Below are 17,373 nucleotides of genomic sequence, written 5' to 3' on the forward strand. Positions count from 1 at the left end.
ACTTAGCGCTCCATCGGAGTTTCGTTGCGGCCGCGCAGCACGATGTCGAAGTCGTAGCCGAGCGCGTAGGCTTCCTGAGTCGTATCGAGCGAGAAGTTTGCAATCAGGCGGTCGCGCGCATGCTCGGGCGTGCCCTGGAAAATCGGATCGAAGGCCAGCAGCGGGTCGCCGGGGAAGTACATCTGCGTGACGAGGCGCGAGCCGAAATAGTCGCCGAACAGCGAGAAGTGAATATGGTTCGGGCGCCATGCGTTCGGGTGATTGCCCCAGGGGTAGGCGCCCGGTTTGATCGTCAGAAAGCGGTAGCGGCCTTCGTTGTCGGTGATGCAGCGGCCGGCGCCGAGAAAGTTCGGGTCGAGCGGTGCGTCGTGCTGATCGTTCTTGTGCACATAGCGGCCCGCGGCATTCGCTTGCCAGATCTCGACCAGCGTATTGCGCACCGGACGGCCGCCCTCGTCGAGCACGCGGCCCGTCACGATGATGCGTTCGCCAAGCGGCTCGCCATTGCGCACCGCATTGCGCGTCAGATCGTGATCGAGCGCGCCGAGGTCTTCGGTGCCGTAGACCGGCACGCGCTGATCGCGCAGCTTTTCCTTCAGCGGAATCAGCGGGCGCGTCGGGCCGCGTTTGACCGACGAGCCGTAGCCGGGATAGATATAGGCGGGGTGGGACGCGAAATCGCGCGCAATGAGAGAGGACTCATCCATCAGTGTCTCCTTCGGGTAATTGTGGGATACGACCTATGGAGCGACTTTATCCAACCTGAGCGGTTATGCAAAATGACGTTTTCGCCCTTTTCGTATAACCTGTCGTTATGCAACGCAGCCTCGCGGACAGCCGCGTCAAATTCCGTCATCTTCAGTGCTTTCTGGCCGTCGCCCAGTTCGGCAGCGTGCAGCGGGCCGCCGAAAGCCTGTCCGTTACGCAACCCGCGGTCTCCAAGACGGTGGCCGAACTCGAAGCGATTCTCGGCGTGAAGCTGTTCGAGCGCGGCCGCCACGGCGCTGTGCCGACCCGTGAGGGGCAGCTCTTCATGCCGCACGCGAGCGCCTGCGTCAGCGCGTTGCGACAGGGTGTCGATTTGTTGGCGCGCGCGGAAGGCGCGGCCGCCGCCACGGTGGAAATCGGCGTTCTGCCGACCGTTGCGGTGGCGCTGGTGCCGCCGGTGCTGAAGCGCTTCGCCGCGCTTTGGCCGCGCGTCATCGTGCGCCTTGCCACGGGCGCCAACCCCGAATTGCTCGAACGCCTGAAGGCCGGCACGATCGAATTCGCGATCGGACGTCTGGCAGACCCGGAAAGGATGGTCGGACTCAGCTTCGAGCAGCTTTTCAGTGAACCGTTGATTGCCGTGGTGCGCGCCGGGCATCCGCTGGCGCGCGTGGCAGGTTTGCCGGCCACGTCGCTGGAAGACTTTCCGGTGGTGCTGCCGCCGTTCGGCACGCTGATCCGGCAATCGGCCGAAAGCCTGTTGAGCGCGTGGGGCGTGCCGCCGTTGTCGGGGTTCGTCGAGGTGCTGTCGGTATCCACCGGGCGCGCTTTGACGCTGGAGAACGACGCCGTGTGGTTCGTGCCGCAGAGCGCAGTCGAATATGAACTGGCGCATGGGATGCTGGTGCGTTTGCCCTTGCCGTTCGCGGGCACCGGCGAGCCGGTGGGGTTGATCCGGCGCTCGGACACGCAGCCGTCGGCAGTGGGCCGGGCGCTTATCGATGCCGTGCGCGAAGTCGCGCAGCAGCGCATGGCGGCTGCCGCCGGCAAGCCTGCGGCGAGGCGCGCGGCGAAGCGCGGCCGTGACGGAACTCCCGTGACCTGACGCATATCGCGCACATTGCGAATCACGAACGGGCCGAATTTCTTGCGTGCCGAATGAATCCGCGCGTCGAGCAAATAGCTTTACTTTTTTACCCCACCCAGCCGTACAAGCGAACTTCCAATTGCTCGCCCAACTGAGTTGCCAGTAGCGCGTGGGCCCGCCACGCTGGCAACTCCATGTATTCGTCCAAAAAATACCCATCCGAGTCCGCCGGCGGCCGCGCTTGAGCCGCCGATCGAGCAGTAATTCCGGGCGTCAAAGCCGTCGTCAGTAGGGCACGCGCTCCAACGAGTAGCAGTTCAGCCGCCGTCGGCATCTGGCCGGAACGCTCAAAACGCTCATGTTCGCGCATTGAACTAGCCAGATTTGGTTTCATTGGCCATTTAAACGAGCTATACTGCTCTAAAAATTGCTATATCAAGCACACGCTTTGTCAAGTGTCAAATCGGCGTGTCGCTGGCGCCCTCTCACCTAACAGGAGATATTTCCTTGAACGATCTAATTCAGGACGCTCACGCGGTCCTGCTCCCGGCGTTTGGCGGTCTCGAACTTGACGACGTCGTGTTGCGCTATCTGGACAACGGCGGCGTTTCCATCCTTCTGGGCGAAAGCCGGGACGAGTATGTCGCTCGTGCCATGAGCGACGCCCGGCGTGCGAGCGAATCGGCCGCGCAATTCGATTGCATCACCGGGCTTGCGCGGCGGCACGCGGGCGGTGGTGTAATCGTCGCCGTCGACCAGGAGCTCGGCGGCATTCAGCGCCTTCATCAGCTTGCGCCCGCGTTGCCGGGCTTTGAAAGTGCACGTGCACTTTCAGCGGATGAAATCACGAGGCAGTCGGCTGAAGTAGCGAAGGCGGCGCGTAGTCTGGGTGTCAATCTGTTTCTGTCACCCATCGTCGACGTCGTGACCGGTATCAACCCATGGCTCGAACGGCGCAATCTTGGCGTCGATCCGGCTGAGGTGAGCCGGATTGCATGCGCGTTTGTGCGTGGTGTTCAGGCAAGTGGTGTTGCCGCTACCGCAAAACATTTCCCTGGCCATCCGGTGACCGAGCTCGATCCGGCGCGTCATGAAGCGGTAGTCAATGCCACACTGGACGAGCTGATGCCGGGCATTGGAGTGTTCAGGGATGTTATTGGCGCAGGTGTCAGGGCCGTGATGGCAGGCCCCGCGTTGGTCCCTGCTGTTGATGCCGAAGAACCGTCCAGTACTTCTCCTGGAACGTTGTCCTTCCTGCGTGGGCAGCTTGCTTTCAACGGGCTGGTCATTTCGGATGATCTTGACGCACCGGGCATTCTGCGCGGACGGACAGTCGAGGCGGCAGCCGTGGCATCTTTGGTCGCGGGCGCCGACTTGCTGCTGGTCTCGAGCCAATCAGGTCTCGAGGTAATCGTGCGGACGATAGTTGAGGCGGTGAAGAGCGGAGCGCTTGCACATGAGCGACTTGCTGAAGCGGCTCAGAGGGTGCGGTCGTTGGCGCAGGAGCTTGAAATTGGACGTGATGTTGGCCTTAACGGCAACAGAGGGGACCAATCACTATGAGCGAACTATCCCGCCACGCACATGCAGTGCTGTTTCCGGTACTGGAAACACTCGAAATCGACGTCCATATTTCTCGTTTTCTGGATAACGGTGGACGGAGTCTTTTGTTTGGTGAGACAGGTGAGGAATATGTCTCCGGCCGCATGAGTCAGCAACGACTCAGTCGGGAAACAGTTGAAGCCTGGCATGGTGCGATCGAAATAGCGACGGCACGCGCCGGCAAGCTGATCCTGGCAGCGGACACCGATATCGCAGCCGTACATCGCTTGCAAGGGGTTTCGGCAAAGTTGCCGGCTCGCGACGCCGCACAAAGAATGTCAGAGTCTGAACTGGAGCAAGCCTGTTTTGAGACGGCACGTGGAGTCGTTGATGCCGGTATCAATCTTGCACTTTCTCCTACGGCAGAGGTGCTGACAGGTAGCAACCAGTGGCTGGAGGGGCGCACGTTAGCCAACGATCTGCAGACGGCGTCGCGAATGGTACGGTCTTACATACGTGGTGCGCGCCGTGCGGGTCTCAAGACCACGCTGAAACACTTCCCAGGACATCCGGTCTTGCGAGGCCATCCGGCGAAAGACGAGGCGACGGTGCCTTCTTCGCTGGACGAACTGCGTGCTCAGTGGGGTGCATTCCGGGCAGGAATCGAAGAGGGCGCTAGCGCAGTGATGATGGGACCAGCGCGCTTCGAGGCGTTCAAACCAGCGACAGCTGGATCGCTGTCGGCCGAACTTATTGCGCTCCTACGCGGGGAACTGGAGTTCAAAGGACTGGTGATGACCTGTGATCTAGATCATAGGGCCACTATCGGAGACAGGTCCGTCGGCGACACCGCTGTTGACGCGCTGGCGGCCGGTGCGGATCTACTTCTTTTATCACCGAAAGCTGTGCCTCATATTGAGGAGGTAGCGGCCGCCATCGTCAAGGCTGTTGAGGGCGGAAAGCTTGATCCGTCGCGGCTTGATACTGCAGTCAGCACGGTATATCAACTGGCCGATTATCGCTCTGTCTAAATGGCAGTGCGGGGAATTTCTCCACTGGAATTCCCCGGCTTGCCAAAGATCTGGCGCATCGCTCTCTGAATAAGTAGTCACCTATTACGCGGAACGCCTACCGGGACGCGACTAGTACTTGCAGCCCACTATCGGCGAAAGCTTTGACCAGCTTTTTGGGTGCGTCATTTTCGACGATGATCGTCGCGATGGCGTCAACGGACATAACGTTATGTGTCGCAACGCTGAGCAACTTCTCCTTGGTGACGGCTATCGCGATCGTCCCGCTTCTGGCCAGAACCGCCCGCTTGAATGACGCGTCTTCGAGACTGAAGGCAGTTAGCCCTTCCTGCGGATCGATTGCACAGGCGCCAAGAAACGCAAGATCGAATGTCAGCCTCTGAATTGCCTCGACTGCAAGCACGCCGACTGTGCCACCTATCGTCTTGTCGATCTGTCCTCCCAGCGTGATCAACGTTACGTTGTCCTTTTCAAGAAGCGCGGATGCAACGACCGGCGAATTGGTGACTACCGTAAGGTTGATATCTGTAGGAATCGCGCGTGCTATGGACAGGTTAGTGCTGCCGGTGTCAATGAATATGCATTGGTTGTCACCCAGCAGCGACACTGCCGCAATCGCGAGAGCGCCTTTCCGTTCCGGTTCCCGCTCGATCCGATGTTGCAGGCTTCCGCCATTGGGCGGAATGGAGACTGCGCCACCATAGACCCTTCGGCATGCTCCGCCTTTTGCGAGATCTGTGAGGTCGCGTCGAATAGTGTGTTCCGAAACACCGAATTCCGCGGCAAGGTCGGCGGCAAATACTTTTCCCTTGGAAGCGAGCAATGAGCGTATGTGCCGCTGACGCTCGTCAGGAAGGGCCTCGTAATTGAGCATTGGTTATTCCGGTGCGACCATAATGAGCAATAAAGCGCATTATAGAGCGAAATATTGCGATCAACTCATCCCAACAGTAGTGCCTTTGGTTGGATGCAGGCGCTCGAAGACTATTCTCGGCCGGAACGAGTGGCTGGAGGTCGACCGGTTTCGCTGGCAAGGGCGGTTTAACTAGAAGAAAGAGTGGTCTGCCAGAATTCTTCCCGGGTTCGATGTGCTCGTCCGGATGTGCCAGTATGGGCGAGGACATCGGGAGCGACAAAACGACAGCCTTGCGAGAGCTACATCGCTTTGCGTCAGTGCACCGTCGCGGGCTGACAAGGCGCACGTGCCAACGAGGTACCGAGCGATCTATGCGAGAGGAGGCCGCGCGATAGCCACTTCTCATTCTGTTCTGGAACGCCCGGATTTCGCCTGAGATTAAATCCGCTTCCCATCCAATCGTACGAATCTAACGAGTGTCACCATCAAGCCGACAAGTAGTGCAACGGCACCGATGCAAACTGGAATTTCAATTGCGGCGGGCAGTGACTTAAACAAGGTCGCTATGGCGGACCCATTCAGATAAAGGCTTCCTGGCATGATGAACTCCTCATACAAATGAGCAGATGCGGACGCAAATGAGTCGATGGGCGTTTTGGCTTACAACCTCTGGCTGACCACGCTTATCTTATACGAATAAGACTAGTTGAAAAAAATAAGCGTGCATGTGGTAGTTCCCGTCAGCCCTCACCACCCCACACCATTGTTGACTGGTCGCCAGTCATGTACTCCCGTATCTCGAGCGGTAACGATTGGTCGCTAGGAAGGAGGACCGTCGCCTCGCGAAGATGTTTTTTTCGAAGCGAACCACGGTCCACGAAGCACAAGGCAAGGCGTGTCGAGAAGGGTTGTCTGAAGGACGAAGAGGCCACACCCGTGACGACGCCGTAAAGAAAGCGGATCGGTCGCCTGTGCTGCGGTGTGAGAACGGAAAACGTCATCTCGTTCTTCTGGCGCCCTTCAAAGTCGATCATAAATATCCGGTCGCCGAGCAAAAAACAGAACCCATGGTAGGTGAACGAGTATGCCACCTTGTTCGTGCTGTCGAGTTGTGGGAATCGCTCGATAGTCACGTATCGCACCGAAGAATCGTGTTCGTAGATGCAGGTGACGGAACGCAGAATCCGCCCTTTGTAGATCGATGAGTTGTGATACCGGTGATAGACACCGAGAAAGTCCTGCAGCGGCGCAACCGAGGATTTGATCAGCGGTAAAAATCTTACGAACTGCGGGGCGGACTTCAGGTCCAGCGGAAGTTCGTATTCGAGGCCTTCATAGAAGCTCCGGAATTCTGCGGGCGTCAGAAACAGATCACTGGGCTCCATCAGGAAGAACTTCGCTATCTTCAGAAGGACCTTCTGCGAGGGAACATGGTAGCCGGCAAGGTACTTATTGAACTGCTGACGATTTACATTGAGCTTGCGGCAGAAGTCCGCGACCGAATCGAACGAAGCCACCAGCAGAGACAGGTTAGTGGCGAGATTTGCGAGGTCTTGCTGTCGATCCATGTCTGTGTATGGGAAAGAGCTTCGGACTGTGCCGAATTGTTTAGCGGGAGTGCCGGGCAAGCCAATGCCGGCCACTTTGTGAATCGCCGGATGGTACGCGCCCGTTGGTGCTATGCCAACTGATAAAAACCCCGCGAAAACCAGGTCGTTTTCAATGGCGGGAGCCGTCACGGGCCGGCAGACATCGGTGTGATTCAGTGTACTGCTTTCTGTGCGTCACAGTGCGTCTCGTTTGCGCCGTCTGCGAAATTGAGTACGTTTTTTTAGTGACAAATACTCCTCTCCAACGAGTAGTCAGTGTCTTTGAGCGGATCGTCGCCCGGGACGCTAACCCCGAAGGAGACAAGATTGAAGCTAACGGGCGCACAGGTCATTGCGCAGGCGATGAAGAACCACGGCGTCCAGTACGTTGCCGGCGTGCCGGGCAGAGACTGCCTGCCGCTGCTGGACGCGTTTCTCGATAGCGGTAGGGAAATCCCGTTCATTCAGGTGATGCAGTCGAGGAGTGCCGTCCATCTCGCTGATGGGTTCCATCGCGCATGCGGTCGCCCTATGGCGCTCATAGGAGGGGCAAGCGGCAATGATATGCCGATGCCGACCGATATGAACGTGATGGAAGCGCATTCCAGCGCAGCGTTGATGATAGGCGGCCGCACCGCCGCCAACCCGGCGCAGAGCGCAGCCCAGTTGCCTGATGTGTTGCAGTCTGCTTTTAGCGTGCTGCTGGCGAGTCGGCCGAAGCCTGTGCAGGTGGAAGTGCCGCTCGATGTTCAGTGCGAGACGCTCGATTTCGATATGCATGCACTCCATGCGCAGCAGCGGGCGGAGCCACCGACAGCGGATCATCGATTGATCGAAAAGGCGGTGGCGCTGCTTCTGTCTTCGATGAGGCCAGCGATCTTTGCCGGGATCGGGACCGAAGCGGTGGATGCGAAAGACGCGATTCTCGAACTGGCAACCAGGCTCGGCGCACCGGTGGTGACGTCGGCGAGCGCCAAGGGAATTGTGCCGGAAGACCATTCTGTCAGCGGCCTCTCGGCCGGGAGATTCGGCACTGGGGTTGGCAATTCAATTCTGGTGCGTGCGGACATGATCCTCGTTGTGGGCTGCAAGGACGCCGATTGGGGAAGCGTTCCGGATGTGCTCCGTGCGGCCGGCAGTTCGGATGAACGCACGCTGATCCGCGTGTCGCTAGAACTTCCGCAGCGCGATCAGACCTGGAAACTGGACATTCATGCCGATGTGTCCGGCGCCCTGCGCGACATGTCGGTTGCGATATCGCCTCAACGATCCCGGCGCGCGTTGTCGCGACACGAGAGTTGGCTCGTGACGATCGAAGAACTGAAGACGCACTGGCTGCAACTCGTCGCAGACCGCTCGGCTGTTCTCAGGACGCCGTTTTCGGGCCAACGGCCGATCAGCGTGCTTCAGCAGGTCATGGAGCGGGACGGGGTTGTCGTGGCAGGACCCGGCACGGCATTGATGACCGTTCAGCAGGTGTTCCGCGCCTACCAGCCGCGTACTCAACTGACTTGCGCGAACTCACCCGTGGTCGGGTGGGCGGTGCCCGCCGCCATCGGTGCAAAACTGGCGGTGCCAGCAAAGGACGTCGTATGCGTGGTCGGCGACGGTGACTTTCTGCAGTCGCTTCCGGAGATGGCCGTGTGTGTGATGCACGGCTTGCCGCTTGTGTTCGTCGTTCTGAACAACTGCGGGCACATGTCGACTCGATTTCTCCAGCAAAAACTGCTGGGGCGTCATGTCGGGTCTGAGTTCAACATGCCCAACGGAAGACCGTATTCACCGGACTTCTCCGACATCGCGCGAAGTTTCGGACTGGAGTCCTGGCGCGTAGAGCACGAATCGCAACTAGAACGAGCGTTGAGGGGCGCGTTGTCGAGTGGTGGGCCGGCACTCGTGGAAATTCTGACTGCTCGCGAGGACTACGCATCGCTAGCAGGTTTATGCGGGAATCCCGGGTGCCCAGCGGAAAAAAGTTCGATGCGCCGTCCAGAAAGGAATGCTGTCGAGTGAACGTATCGAGCACTTCGGCAATGCCCAGGTCGAGCCCGCCGCGTTCCGTTTTTGGTTGATGTTTTACTACAGAGGCAAGGTTATGGAAGTGGATACGAGTCGCAGACTGAACGTATCTCTGAAGTCCGGAGATGCGCTCGGACGCGCAACGTCGCGAGCGCCGCGACGCAAGCAGTTCTGGAATCCCGCGGTTCTCACGCTGACGCCGAGCATCGTCGTGCTGACTATCGCGGTCTACGTTTTTATCGGCTGGTCGGTGTTGATTTCATTCACGAATTCGAAGTTCGCGCCGAACTACGATTTTGTTGGACTCGCGCAGTACGTGCGCCTGTGGAACTCGGATCGCTGGAATGTGGCCGTCGTCAATCTTGGTTTGTTTTCCGTGGCGTTCATGGTCATCTCGCTTGTCATCGGCCTGCTGCTCGCGATCTTCCTTGACCAGAAGGTGCGCGCCGAAGGAACGCTGCGGATGATCTATCTATATCCGATGGCAGTCTCGTTAATCGTGACCGGCACTGCATGGAAGTGGATATTGAATCCGGGGCTCGGACTCGAAATGCTTTTCCACGACATCGGCTGGACCAGCATTCACGTCAACTGGCTGATCGATCCGAAAATGGCGGTCTATACGCTGGTGATCGCCGCGGTCTGGCAGACGGCCGGTTTTGTGATGGCGATTTTTCTCGCGGGACTGCGGGGTGTGGACGGTGAAATCGTCAAAGCAGCGCAGATGGAAGGGGCCGGCGTGTTCCGCATCTACTCGACGATCATTATCCCGATGCTCCGATCGTCCGTGTTCAGCGTGATCGTCATCCTGATCTACCAGGCAGTGCGCTCATTCGATCTGGTGGTCGCGCTGACGAATGGCGGCCCGGGTTTCTCAAGCGATCTTCCGACGACGTTCATGTACAACCTCACCTTCAGCCGCGGCCAACTGGCTCAGGGCGCGGCGAGTTCCGTGATGATTCTGCTGGTCGTGGTCGTCATTATTGTTCCGTATCTCTTTTCGGAGTTTAAGCGTGAGCACCACGATAGCCTCTAACCTCGCCCATCGTCCGGCACGCCCGGGAAATCGCCGCCGGATCGTTACCCGAACGTTCAGCCGCGTCGTTCTTTACGCGGTGCTGATCGGGTTCGCCGCGTTCTTCGTCATGCCGCTGGTCGTGATGGTGTTCGCCTCGCTGAAGGACATGGCGGAAATCCGTTCGACCTCGATACTCTCCGTGCCGCTGAGGCCGACCGTGCAGCCTTGGGTCGATGCGTGGCAAAACGCGTGTGTCGGCGTCGATTGCGTGGGGTTGCGCGGCTTCTACATCAACACGGTTTTGATGGTGGTGCCGGCCGTCGTGCTGTCCGCGCTGTTCGGCGCGCTCAACGGCTACGCGCTGACCAAGTTCAATTTCAGGGGCTCGCGCTTCGTCTATGGAGTCATTCTGTTCGGCAGTTTCACGCCGTATCAGGCCGTTCTGATTCCGCTCGCGAAGACACTCGGTGCGCTGGGACTGTCAGGAAATATCGGTGGACTGATTCTGGTGCACACGGTCTACGGACTTCCGTTTACGACTATGTTCTTCCGCAACTATTTCATGACGGTGCCGCAAGACCTGATCAAAGCCGCGCGAGTCGACGGAGCGGGTTTCTGGACGACCTTCGGCCACATCATCCTGCCGCTTTCGATTCCGATGATCGTCGTTACCGTGATCTGGCAGTTCACCGGCATCTGGAATGACTTCCTGTTCGGCGTGTCGTTCACGAGCGGGCAGAACACGCCGATCATGGTCGCGCTCAACAACATGGTGAGCGCGAGCGCAGGGGAGCGTCCGTACGACGTGCATATGGCTGCGGCCTTGCTGGCCGCGTTGCCCACGTTGGTCATTTATGTTCTGGCTGGTAAATATTTTGTGCGCGGGCTGATGGCCGGCGCGGTCAAGGGGTAATGATGGCTTCTTTGCATATTCGGGATGTTCGTAAAAACTACGGCAGCGTGGCCTGTCTGAAAGCCATCAACATCGACGCCGACGACGGGGAATTCCTGGTTCTTCTCGGGCCTTCGGGTTGCGGCAAGTCGACCTTGCTGAATGCGATCGCGGGCCTTGAACCGGTTTCCGAAGGCGAAATCATTATCGACGGCACGGTCGTCAACGATATTGAGTCCGCCAAACGTGACATCGCGATGGTCTTCCAGTCGTATGCGCTTTATCCGACGATGACGGTGCGAAAGAACCTGACATTCGGCATGCGCGTGCGCGGCGCTTCGAAAAGCGAGCAGGAAGCCGCGGTGCAGCGGGTGGCGTCGATCCTGCAACTCGACCAGTTGCTCGACCGCAAACCGAGCCAATTGTCGGGCGGTCAGCGGCAACGCGTCGCGATGGGCCGCGCGATGGTTCGCGAGCCCAAGATCTTCCTCTTCGACGAACCCTTGTCGAACCTCGACGCCAAGCTGCGCACGGATATGCGCGCCGAGATCAAGAAGCTGCATCAGCGGGTGGGCACCACCACGGTCTACGTGACACACGATCAGATTGAGGCAATGACGCTCGCCACCAAGATCGTGGTGATGAAGGGAGGAGAAGTTCAGCAGACCGGCACGCCGGAAGACGTGTATGACCGGCCCAGCAATCTGTTTGTCGCGCGCTTCATCGGCTCCCCCGCGATGAATTGCATCAAGGGCAAGCTTCAGGGCGACGGGACCTCGGCGACGTTTGTCGGCGGTCCGGACAAGAAGCGTCCGTTGAAAATCTCGCTGGGGCCGTTGTCGATTGCACAGCAACGCCATGTTGGGCGCGAGATCGTACTTGGCGTGCGGCCTGAGTGGTTTGCACTCGGCGCCGGCGACGATGGCTTCGAGGCTGTCGTCGATGTGGTCGAGCCCACTGGCGCCGACAACTTCGTGTTGGTGTCCGCAGCGGGCGAGCCGTTGATGACCCGCTTCGCGCCCGGCGTCGGAAAAGTGGGCGAGACCGTGAGGCTGAACGCGAATACGGCCAAGGTACTGATATTCGACGCGGTCACGGAAGAGCGCGTGGCGTGAAGATCGACAGGCGGGACGGGCAATACTACGAACAAACGGTGCGCCAATTGTGCGAACTGGCCCGTTCCATCTGTTCGTCGCACGCGGAGCAAGCGTTTCAGTTCGTGCGTAAAGAAGACCGATCGCCGGTCACGGAACTGGACCGGGAGATAGAACTCGCGTTGCGCGCGTGCGTCAGTTCGCGACATCCGGACGATTCGATTATCGGCGAAGAGTTCGGTTTGCTGGAGGGCGCACAAGGCCGCTTGTCAGCACGAAGGTGGGTCATCGATCCGCTGGATGGCACGAAGGCTTTCGTTACCGGAAGTCCGTTGTGGGGGACGCTAATCGGCGTGTTGAACGAGGGAATGCCGTGGCTGGGTGCAATAGAAATGCCCGCGCTACACCGGCGCTTCTTCTCCTTCGAGATCGAAGCCGTGTGCGAAGATGATTCGCTTCGGACAAGCCGCTGTTCGGAGCTCGCGGCAGCCCGGCTTTGCACGACGACACCCGACAAATTCACATCAGTCGAACAGAGCCGCTTCGATCGATTATCTAAATCGGTTGCGGTCCATCGCTATGGCGGTGACTGTTTCAACTATGCGGCGCTCGCCACTGGGCGCTGCGATCTCGTCGTCGAGGCCGGCCTTGCTCCCCACGATTTCCTGCCGATCGTTCCAGTCGTTCAACAGGCCGGCGGCGTGATGACCGATTGGCAAGGCCAGGTGTTGAGCGAACACTCGGCGGGCAACGTGCTCGCCGCCTCGACTCCCGCTCTGCATTCTCGGGTACTCCAAACGTTTGCAGCCGCCTGCGATGAATGAAGGCGCGCTCGACACTGCCTGTACAATATCCTTCTCGGCGGTACAAGGACTGGATGCCCTCTTTCGAAATGAAACGAACAGTGTCGATGAAGGATGTTGCGCTCGCCGCGGGGGTTTCGCAGCCTGCCGTCTCATACGCGTATAACAAGCCGTCCGAGATATCCGAGGCTCAGCGCGAGCACATTCTGAAGGTCGCGAAGAAGCTCGGTTATCCGGGGCCGAATGTTCGAGGGGGCAGTCTTCGCTCGGGGCGCGTCGGCGCAATCGGACTGATGATTTCCGACGAGCTTCCTTATGCGTTCATTGATCCGTCCACTACCGGGCTCCTGCGCGGTATCGGCGAAATCGGGGAGTTGTCGAACGTTGCGCTTGCGCTATTTCCGCTGCAAAAAGACCTCGTCAATCAGCCGGGAGAACCTGGCAGCGTCAGCCTGGCCGTGCGAGGTTTTGTGGATGGTCTTATTGCGTACAACCTGCCGGACGACTATCCGGTCGTCGCCATGGCGCGTAAGCAGAACATCCCATTCGTCGTAGTCGACGCGCCGATCATTGACGGCACACCGTTCGTCGGAATCGACGACTTCGGATCGGGCGAGATTCAGATGAAGCATCTTCTCGACCTCGGTCATAGCAGGATTGGCATTATCGCCGACCGTCTGAAACCTGACGGATTGAGAGGGCCCGTCACGCAAAAGCGCTTCCTGCAGTCCACGGAAAATGTGGTGAGGGCCCGGCTGGAAGGCTATCTGTCCGCAGGGAAAGCTGCGGGTCTGGGCTTTGACGACATGGTGATCATCGAGGCAGGAGGCTTCGATCACTCTGCCGGCGACTGGGCGGCCGAACAGATGCTGGCGAACAAGGACTTGACGGCGGTGGCCGCCACGTCCGACGTGATGGCCCTGTCTTTCCTGAAGATCGCCAATGAGCGAGGCGTGTCCGTTCCAGACCAGCTCTCTGTCATCGGATTCGACGATATTCCGGAAGCGGCCGGCGCCGGTCTCACGACGATTCGTCAGCCGCTCATCGAAAAGGGGCGTCACGCAGCCCGCTTGTTGACAGAACTTCTGAATGCGCCGCCTTCGAAAAAACCGCCCGCAACCAGGATCATCCTGCCGACCGAGCTAGTCGTTCGTTCGACAACCAAAGCCCGGCGGAAAAAGCGCAGCTAAAAAACCGGCGGACCATTCGGCCACGCCGGCTCTCTTGTTCAACGAAACATCTGCGCGACGCGAATCGCGTTGGCGGCGATCGTCAACGCGGGGTTGACCGCGGCGGACGAAGGGAACCACGAACTATCCACGATCCACGCGTTGTCGACGTCGTGCAATTTGCAGTTCGTGTCGAGAACGCTTTTCGCCGGATCCGTGCCCATCAATGCGGTACCGCACTGGTGCGAGTTGGTCGCGATACCCATCCGCTTGGTGAAGACGAACGGATACCCGGCCTCACGCATCATCGCGACCGTCTTTTTCACGAGCTCTTCGTGAGCGCGCAAATTGTTCGGGCGCCAGCGCACCTGAATCCGGCCTTGCTGCGCATTGAACGTCACGCGGTTGTCCGGATCGGGCAGGTCTTCGCTGGTGAGGTACAGATCGACGCTATGGTCGGTGATATAGCGTGAGACGGCCTTGGGCAACCACGGGTACATGCCGGTCACCATCGGCTCGCGAATCTTGCCAAGCATCTGAACGTTGCCGAGCGGAAAGTCATTCCACTTCGACTGGAGATACCAGTCGTTGATCGCGAGAGTCTTCTGGAAGAAAACCTTGTTGAAGCGGCGTGGGTCGACCGCGATCATGAAGGTGCTGTTGTGAACCATGTAGTTGCGGCCCAGAAGTCCCGAGCTATTGCCGATTCCCTCCGGGTGGTTCCTGTCCGCGGATCGCAACAGCAGCGCCGATGAATTGACCGCGCCGCATGCCAGTACGAAGCGATGCGCCCTGATGCGAACCGGCCTGCCGTCTCGGGTGCCGCAGGCTTCTTCGATCCTGCTGCCGTCGGACGACATGATGAGGCGGTCGATCTTCGTCTGGACCATCAGGCGCGCACGGCCGCTGCCGACTGTCGGACGCAGCGCTGAGACTTCCGCGTCCGCCTTGGCATCGACCATGCAAGGATAGCCGTCGCATGTCGAGCAGAGTACGCAGGGTCGGCCGCTGCCGTAATCGACCGCGGCAGGCATTGCGAAAGGTTGCAAGCCTTGAGCCCGCATTGAAGCGTGTAGCCGATGCAGCGCCGGGTCATGTTCCAGTGCGGCAAACGGATAATCGCCGGAGCGCCAGGGTTCGGTCGGATCGCTGCCGCGCTGACCGTGGACCTTGTACAGACGCTCTGCCGCTGCGTAGTGAGGCTCCATATCGGCGTACGCGATCGGCCACGCAGGGGACACGCCCTCAGCGTGCTTGATCGCGCCGAAGTCGGCTTCGCGAAAGCGCGGCAGCATGGCGCCGAATACCTTGGTATTGCCGCCGACATAGTAGAAAACGCCGGGCGAAAACGGCTTGCCGCTGTCGTCGATCCAATGCTCGGCGTTGCGATAGCGGCCCTCGCCGAAGACCGATTCGGTCGTCCAGTTCTGAATTTCTCTCGGCAAAAAATCGCCTCGCTCCACGACCAGTACATCGAGGTTTTGTCCGGCCAAAGTGTGGGCGAAGGTGGACCCCCCCATACCTGAGCCGATGATTGCTACGTCGCAGGTCATCACGCCATCGTCGCCGGGAACGACTGTCTGCACCTCGCGCCGGGGGATCGGCGCGAAGGCATCAAAGTCGGACACTGCGCGATGAACAATTGTTGCATCGCTCATACAGCCTCTTCATCTTACAGATGTTGTTCCGATTGACGGAACTGCGTGTACTCGTCCTGACGTTCATCGGTGATGTACGCCGGAATCGGGAAGTCCCACCAGCCCGGCACCCACGGGCCGGCCGCGTCGCGATCGGTGGGGATTTCGATCAACACCGGCGCGTTCGAGTCGAGCGCTTCCTGAAGGATCGGTTCGAGTTCGTCGTTGCTGTTCACGCGGAACGACTTCAGACCGAATGCCTTACCGAGCGCTTCGAAATCGGGCGAATACGGCGTGCCGTCCGGGTGATTGAACTCGGTGCCGATATGACGGCTCGTCTGCTTGCGCTGGCCGCCGCGAATCGACATGTAGCCTGCGTTGTTCTGAACGATGAACACCACCGGAATGTTGTTCGTCACGCAGATCGCGATTTCCTGCGACGTCATCAGGAAGTCGCCGTCGCCGAGCACACAGACCACCGGCCGATGCGGCGCCGCCAGCTTCGCGCCGATCGCTGCCGGCACGGCCCAGCCCATCGACGAGAATCCGCCCGACGTGAGGTGAGTGCGCGGTTCGTACACCGGGAAGGTCTGCTTGACCGCACCTTGGGTATTGCCCGAACCGACCACGACGATCGTGTCGCGCGGGAAGATCTTGCGCAAAGCGCCGAGCGGACGTTGCGACGTGAAGGGGAAACGATCCGAATCGCGGCGGCTCGACAGCTTGGCTTCCCATTCGGCTTTGTAGCCGGCAACCTGGTCGAGGTATTCGGTGCGGTCGACCGTGTCGTCTTTCAGTGCCTCGACGATGTGCGCGAGCGCATACTTCGCGTCGGCGACGATGCCGGCCGTGACCGGATAGTTCTTGCCGATTTCGTGCGGGTCGATGTCGATATGGATCAGCCGGCCCGGCGGGATCGAGAACGTGACCCCCTTTGCGTAACTCGACGACGACCAGTCGGTGAAACGACAGCCCACGGCCAGAATCACGTCAGCAGTGGAGGCAACCTTGTTGCCGCACAACGTGCCGGTCTGGCCGACGCTGCCGGCGAACAGTTCGTGATCTTCAGGGAAGCCGCTCTTGCCGTTCCACGTGGTGACAACCGGGATCTTCCACTTCTCGGCGAGCGCCAGAACCTCGACCGAGGCTTCGCCGGTAATCACGCCGCCGCCGATCACGATGACCGGCCGCTTCGCGCTGCGCAATACGTCCGCGGCCTTTCTCACGGCAGCCGGATCGGGGAACACCTTGCCGACCGGTACGCGCTCTTCGAGATCGTGAAGCGTGACTTCAGCGGCCTCTGCCTGCGTGTCCATCGGAATCTCGATGTGAACCGGACCCGGGCGACCCGTCACCATCGCACTGAACGCGCGATGCATGACGAACGGCAGTTCCTCGACGCGCTGTACCACCCAATGACGCTTCGACACCGCCTCGGCGATCTTCGGGAAGTCGTTATCGGTGTAGCGTTCGAGTTCCTGCAGCAGACCGTGGCCGCGCATGTGAGTGGGCGGCCCACCGGTGATCAGCATCACGCTGGTCGAATCGGTGAACGCGGTTGCCATACCGATCACGGTGTTGCTTGCGCCCGCGCCGATCGACGTGACCGCGGCCATCGGCTTACCGGCGACCCGGTAGTAACCGTCTGCCAGATGGACCGCGCTTTGTTCGTGAAAAACCTGGATGAAGCGAATTTCCGAATCTTTCTCGAGAAATGCGTCGGTGAGCGTCCAGATTCCATGGCCGGGGATTCCGGCAACGTATTCAACGCCGTAGTTCTTTAACGTCTGAGCGACGATTTGACTGCCTGTGAGCTTTGCCATTTCCAGATCCTGCATAGGTGAGATAAATAGCCGCGCGGGATCACACACCCGGGCGAAACACTGCGCTTTCGCTGAAACGAATCAGATGAGCCTGATGCGAACGCC

General features: G+C 59.5%; 14 protein-coding genes. 9 read left to right on the plus strand and 5 right to left on the minus strand.

The window, feature by feature from the left end; genetic code table 11:
* Positions 1–2: 2 nt before the first annotated feature.
* A complete protein-coding gene (gene pcaH, locus BCY88_RS36315) occupies positions 3–707 on the minus strand; it encodes a protocatechuate 3,4-dioxygenase subunit beta (protein WP_120348894.1) in 705 nt (234 codons plus the stop codon).
* 107 nt (positions 708–814) lie between these two features.
* Between pcaH and pcaQ the strand changes: the two genes are divergently transcribed.
* The 3 genes from pcaQ (at position 815) to BCY88_RS36335 (ending at position 4,368) form a co-directional block, all read left to right on the plus strand.
* On the plus strand, positions 815–1,813 hold the full coding sequence (pcaQ, locus tag BCY88_RS36320; RefSeq protein ID WP_120348895.1) for a pca operon transcription factor PcaQ: 999 nt from the start codon (positions 815–817) through the stop codon (positions 1,811–1,813).
* Positions 1,814–2,302: 489 nt separating this feature from the next.
* Positions 2,303–3,358 carry a glycoside hydrolase family 3 N-terminal domain-containing protein gene (locus tag BCY88_RS36330; protein ID WP_120348897.1) on the plus strand — a complete coding sequence of 352 codons (1,056 nt, stop codon included), beginning with the start codon at positions 2,303–2,305 and terminating at the stop codon, positions 3,356–3,358.
* The gene (locus BCY88_RS36335) at positions 3,355–4,368 is read left to right on the plus strand and encodes a glycoside hydrolase family 3 N-terminal domain-containing protein (protein WP_120348898.1); all 1,014 of its coding nucleotides are present in this window, start codon (positions 3,355–3,357) and stop codon (positions 4,366–4,368) included. The genes BCY88_RS36330 and BCY88_RS36335 overlap by 4 nt, the downstream gene beginning before the upstream one ends.
* A gap of 97 nt (positions 4,369–4,465) precedes the next feature.
* Here BCY88_RS36335 and BCY88_RS36340 read toward each other — a convergent pair whose 3' ends face one another.
* Together BCY88_RS36340 and BCY88_RS36345 are read right to left on the minus strand one after the other, a co-directional pair.
* Positions 4,466–5,242, minus strand: coding sequence for a DeoR/GlpR family DNA-binding transcription regulator (locus tag BCY88_RS36340; RefSeq protein ID WP_120348899.1), 777 nt, complete (start codon positions 5,240–5,242; stop codon positions 4,466–4,468).
* Positions 5,243–5,964: 722 nt separating this feature from the next.
* Positions 5,965–6,963 carry a helix-turn-helix domain-containing protein gene (locus BCY88_RS36345; protein ID WP_259461618.1) on the minus strand — a complete coding sequence of 333 codons (999 nt, stop codon included), beginning with the start codon at positions 6,961–6,963 and terminating at the stop codon, positions 5,965–5,967.
* A gap of 177 nt (positions 6,964–7,140) precedes the next feature.
* Between BCY88_RS36345 and BCY88_RS36350 the strand changes: the two genes are divergently transcribed.
* The 6 genes from BCY88_RS36350 (at position 7,141) to BCY88_RS36375 (ending at position 13,829) form a co-directional block, all read left to right on the plus strand.
* Complete coding sequence (locus BCY88_RS36350; RefSeq protein WP_120348901.1) at positions 7,141–8,826, plus strand: thiamine pyrophosphate-binding protein; 1,686 nt, start codon at positions 7,141–7,143, stop codon at positions 8,824–8,826.
* Complete coding sequence (locus BCY88_RS36355; RefSeq protein WP_404935760.1) at positions 8,813–9,868, plus strand: carbohydrate ABC transporter permease; 1,056 nt, start codon at positions 8,813–8,815, stop codon at positions 9,866–9,868. Before BCY88_RS36350 ends, BCY88_RS36355 begins: the two co-directional genes overlap by 14 nt.
* Before the next feature lie 109 nt (positions 9,869–9,977).
* Positions 9,978–10,763: a carbohydrate ABC transporter permease gene (locus BCY88_RS36360; protein WP_120349014.1), complete on the plus strand. Its 786-nt coding sequence runs from the start codon at positions 9,978–9,980 to the stop codon at positions 10,761–10,763.
* A 2-nt stretch (positions 10,764–10,765) separates the two neighbouring features.
* Entirely contained in the window at positions 10,766–11,857 is a 1,092-nt protein-coding gene (locus BCY88_RS36365) for an ABC transporter ATP-binding protein (protein ID WP_120349015.1), read from the plus strand.
* Complete coding sequence (locus BCY88_RS36370) at positions 11,854–12,660, plus strand: inositol monophosphatase family protein (protein WP_259461619.1); 807 nt, start codon at positions 11,854–11,856, stop codon at positions 12,658–12,660. Before BCY88_RS36365 ends, BCY88_RS36370 begins: the two co-directional genes overlap by 4 nt.
* Entirely contained in the window at positions 12,657–13,829 is a 1,173-nt protein-coding gene (locus tag BCY88_RS36375) for a LacI family DNA-binding transcriptional regulator (protein WP_120348902.1), read from the plus strand. Before BCY88_RS36370 ends, BCY88_RS36375 begins: the two co-directional genes overlap by 4 nt.
* A 38-nt stretch (positions 13,830–13,867) precedes the next feature.
* Here the strand turns inward: BCY88_RS36375 and BCY88_RS36380 are convergent, their stop codons facing one another.
* Both BCY88_RS36380 and BCY88_RS36385 read right to left on the minus strand, forming a co-directional pair.
* Positions 13,868–15,466, minus strand: coding sequence for a GMC oxidoreductase (locus BCY88_RS36380; protein ID WP_120348903.1), 1,599 nt, complete (start codon positions 15,464–15,466; stop codon positions 13,868–13,870).
* Positions 15,467–15,480: 14 nt separating this feature from the next.
* Complete coding sequence (locus BCY88_RS36385; RefSeq protein ID WP_120349017.1) at positions 15,481–17,268, minus strand: thiamine pyrophosphate-binding protein; 1,788 nt, start codon at positions 17,266–17,268, stop codon at positions 15,481–15,483.
* Between the last annotated feature and the right edge of the window lie 105 nt (positions 17,269–17,373).

The sequence above is a fragment of the Paraburkholderia fungorum genome, from assembly GCF_003610895.1.
Classification (GTDB): Bacteria; Pseudomonadota; Gammaproteobacteria; order Burkholderiales; family Burkholderiaceae; genus Paraburkholderia; species Paraburkholderia fungorum_B.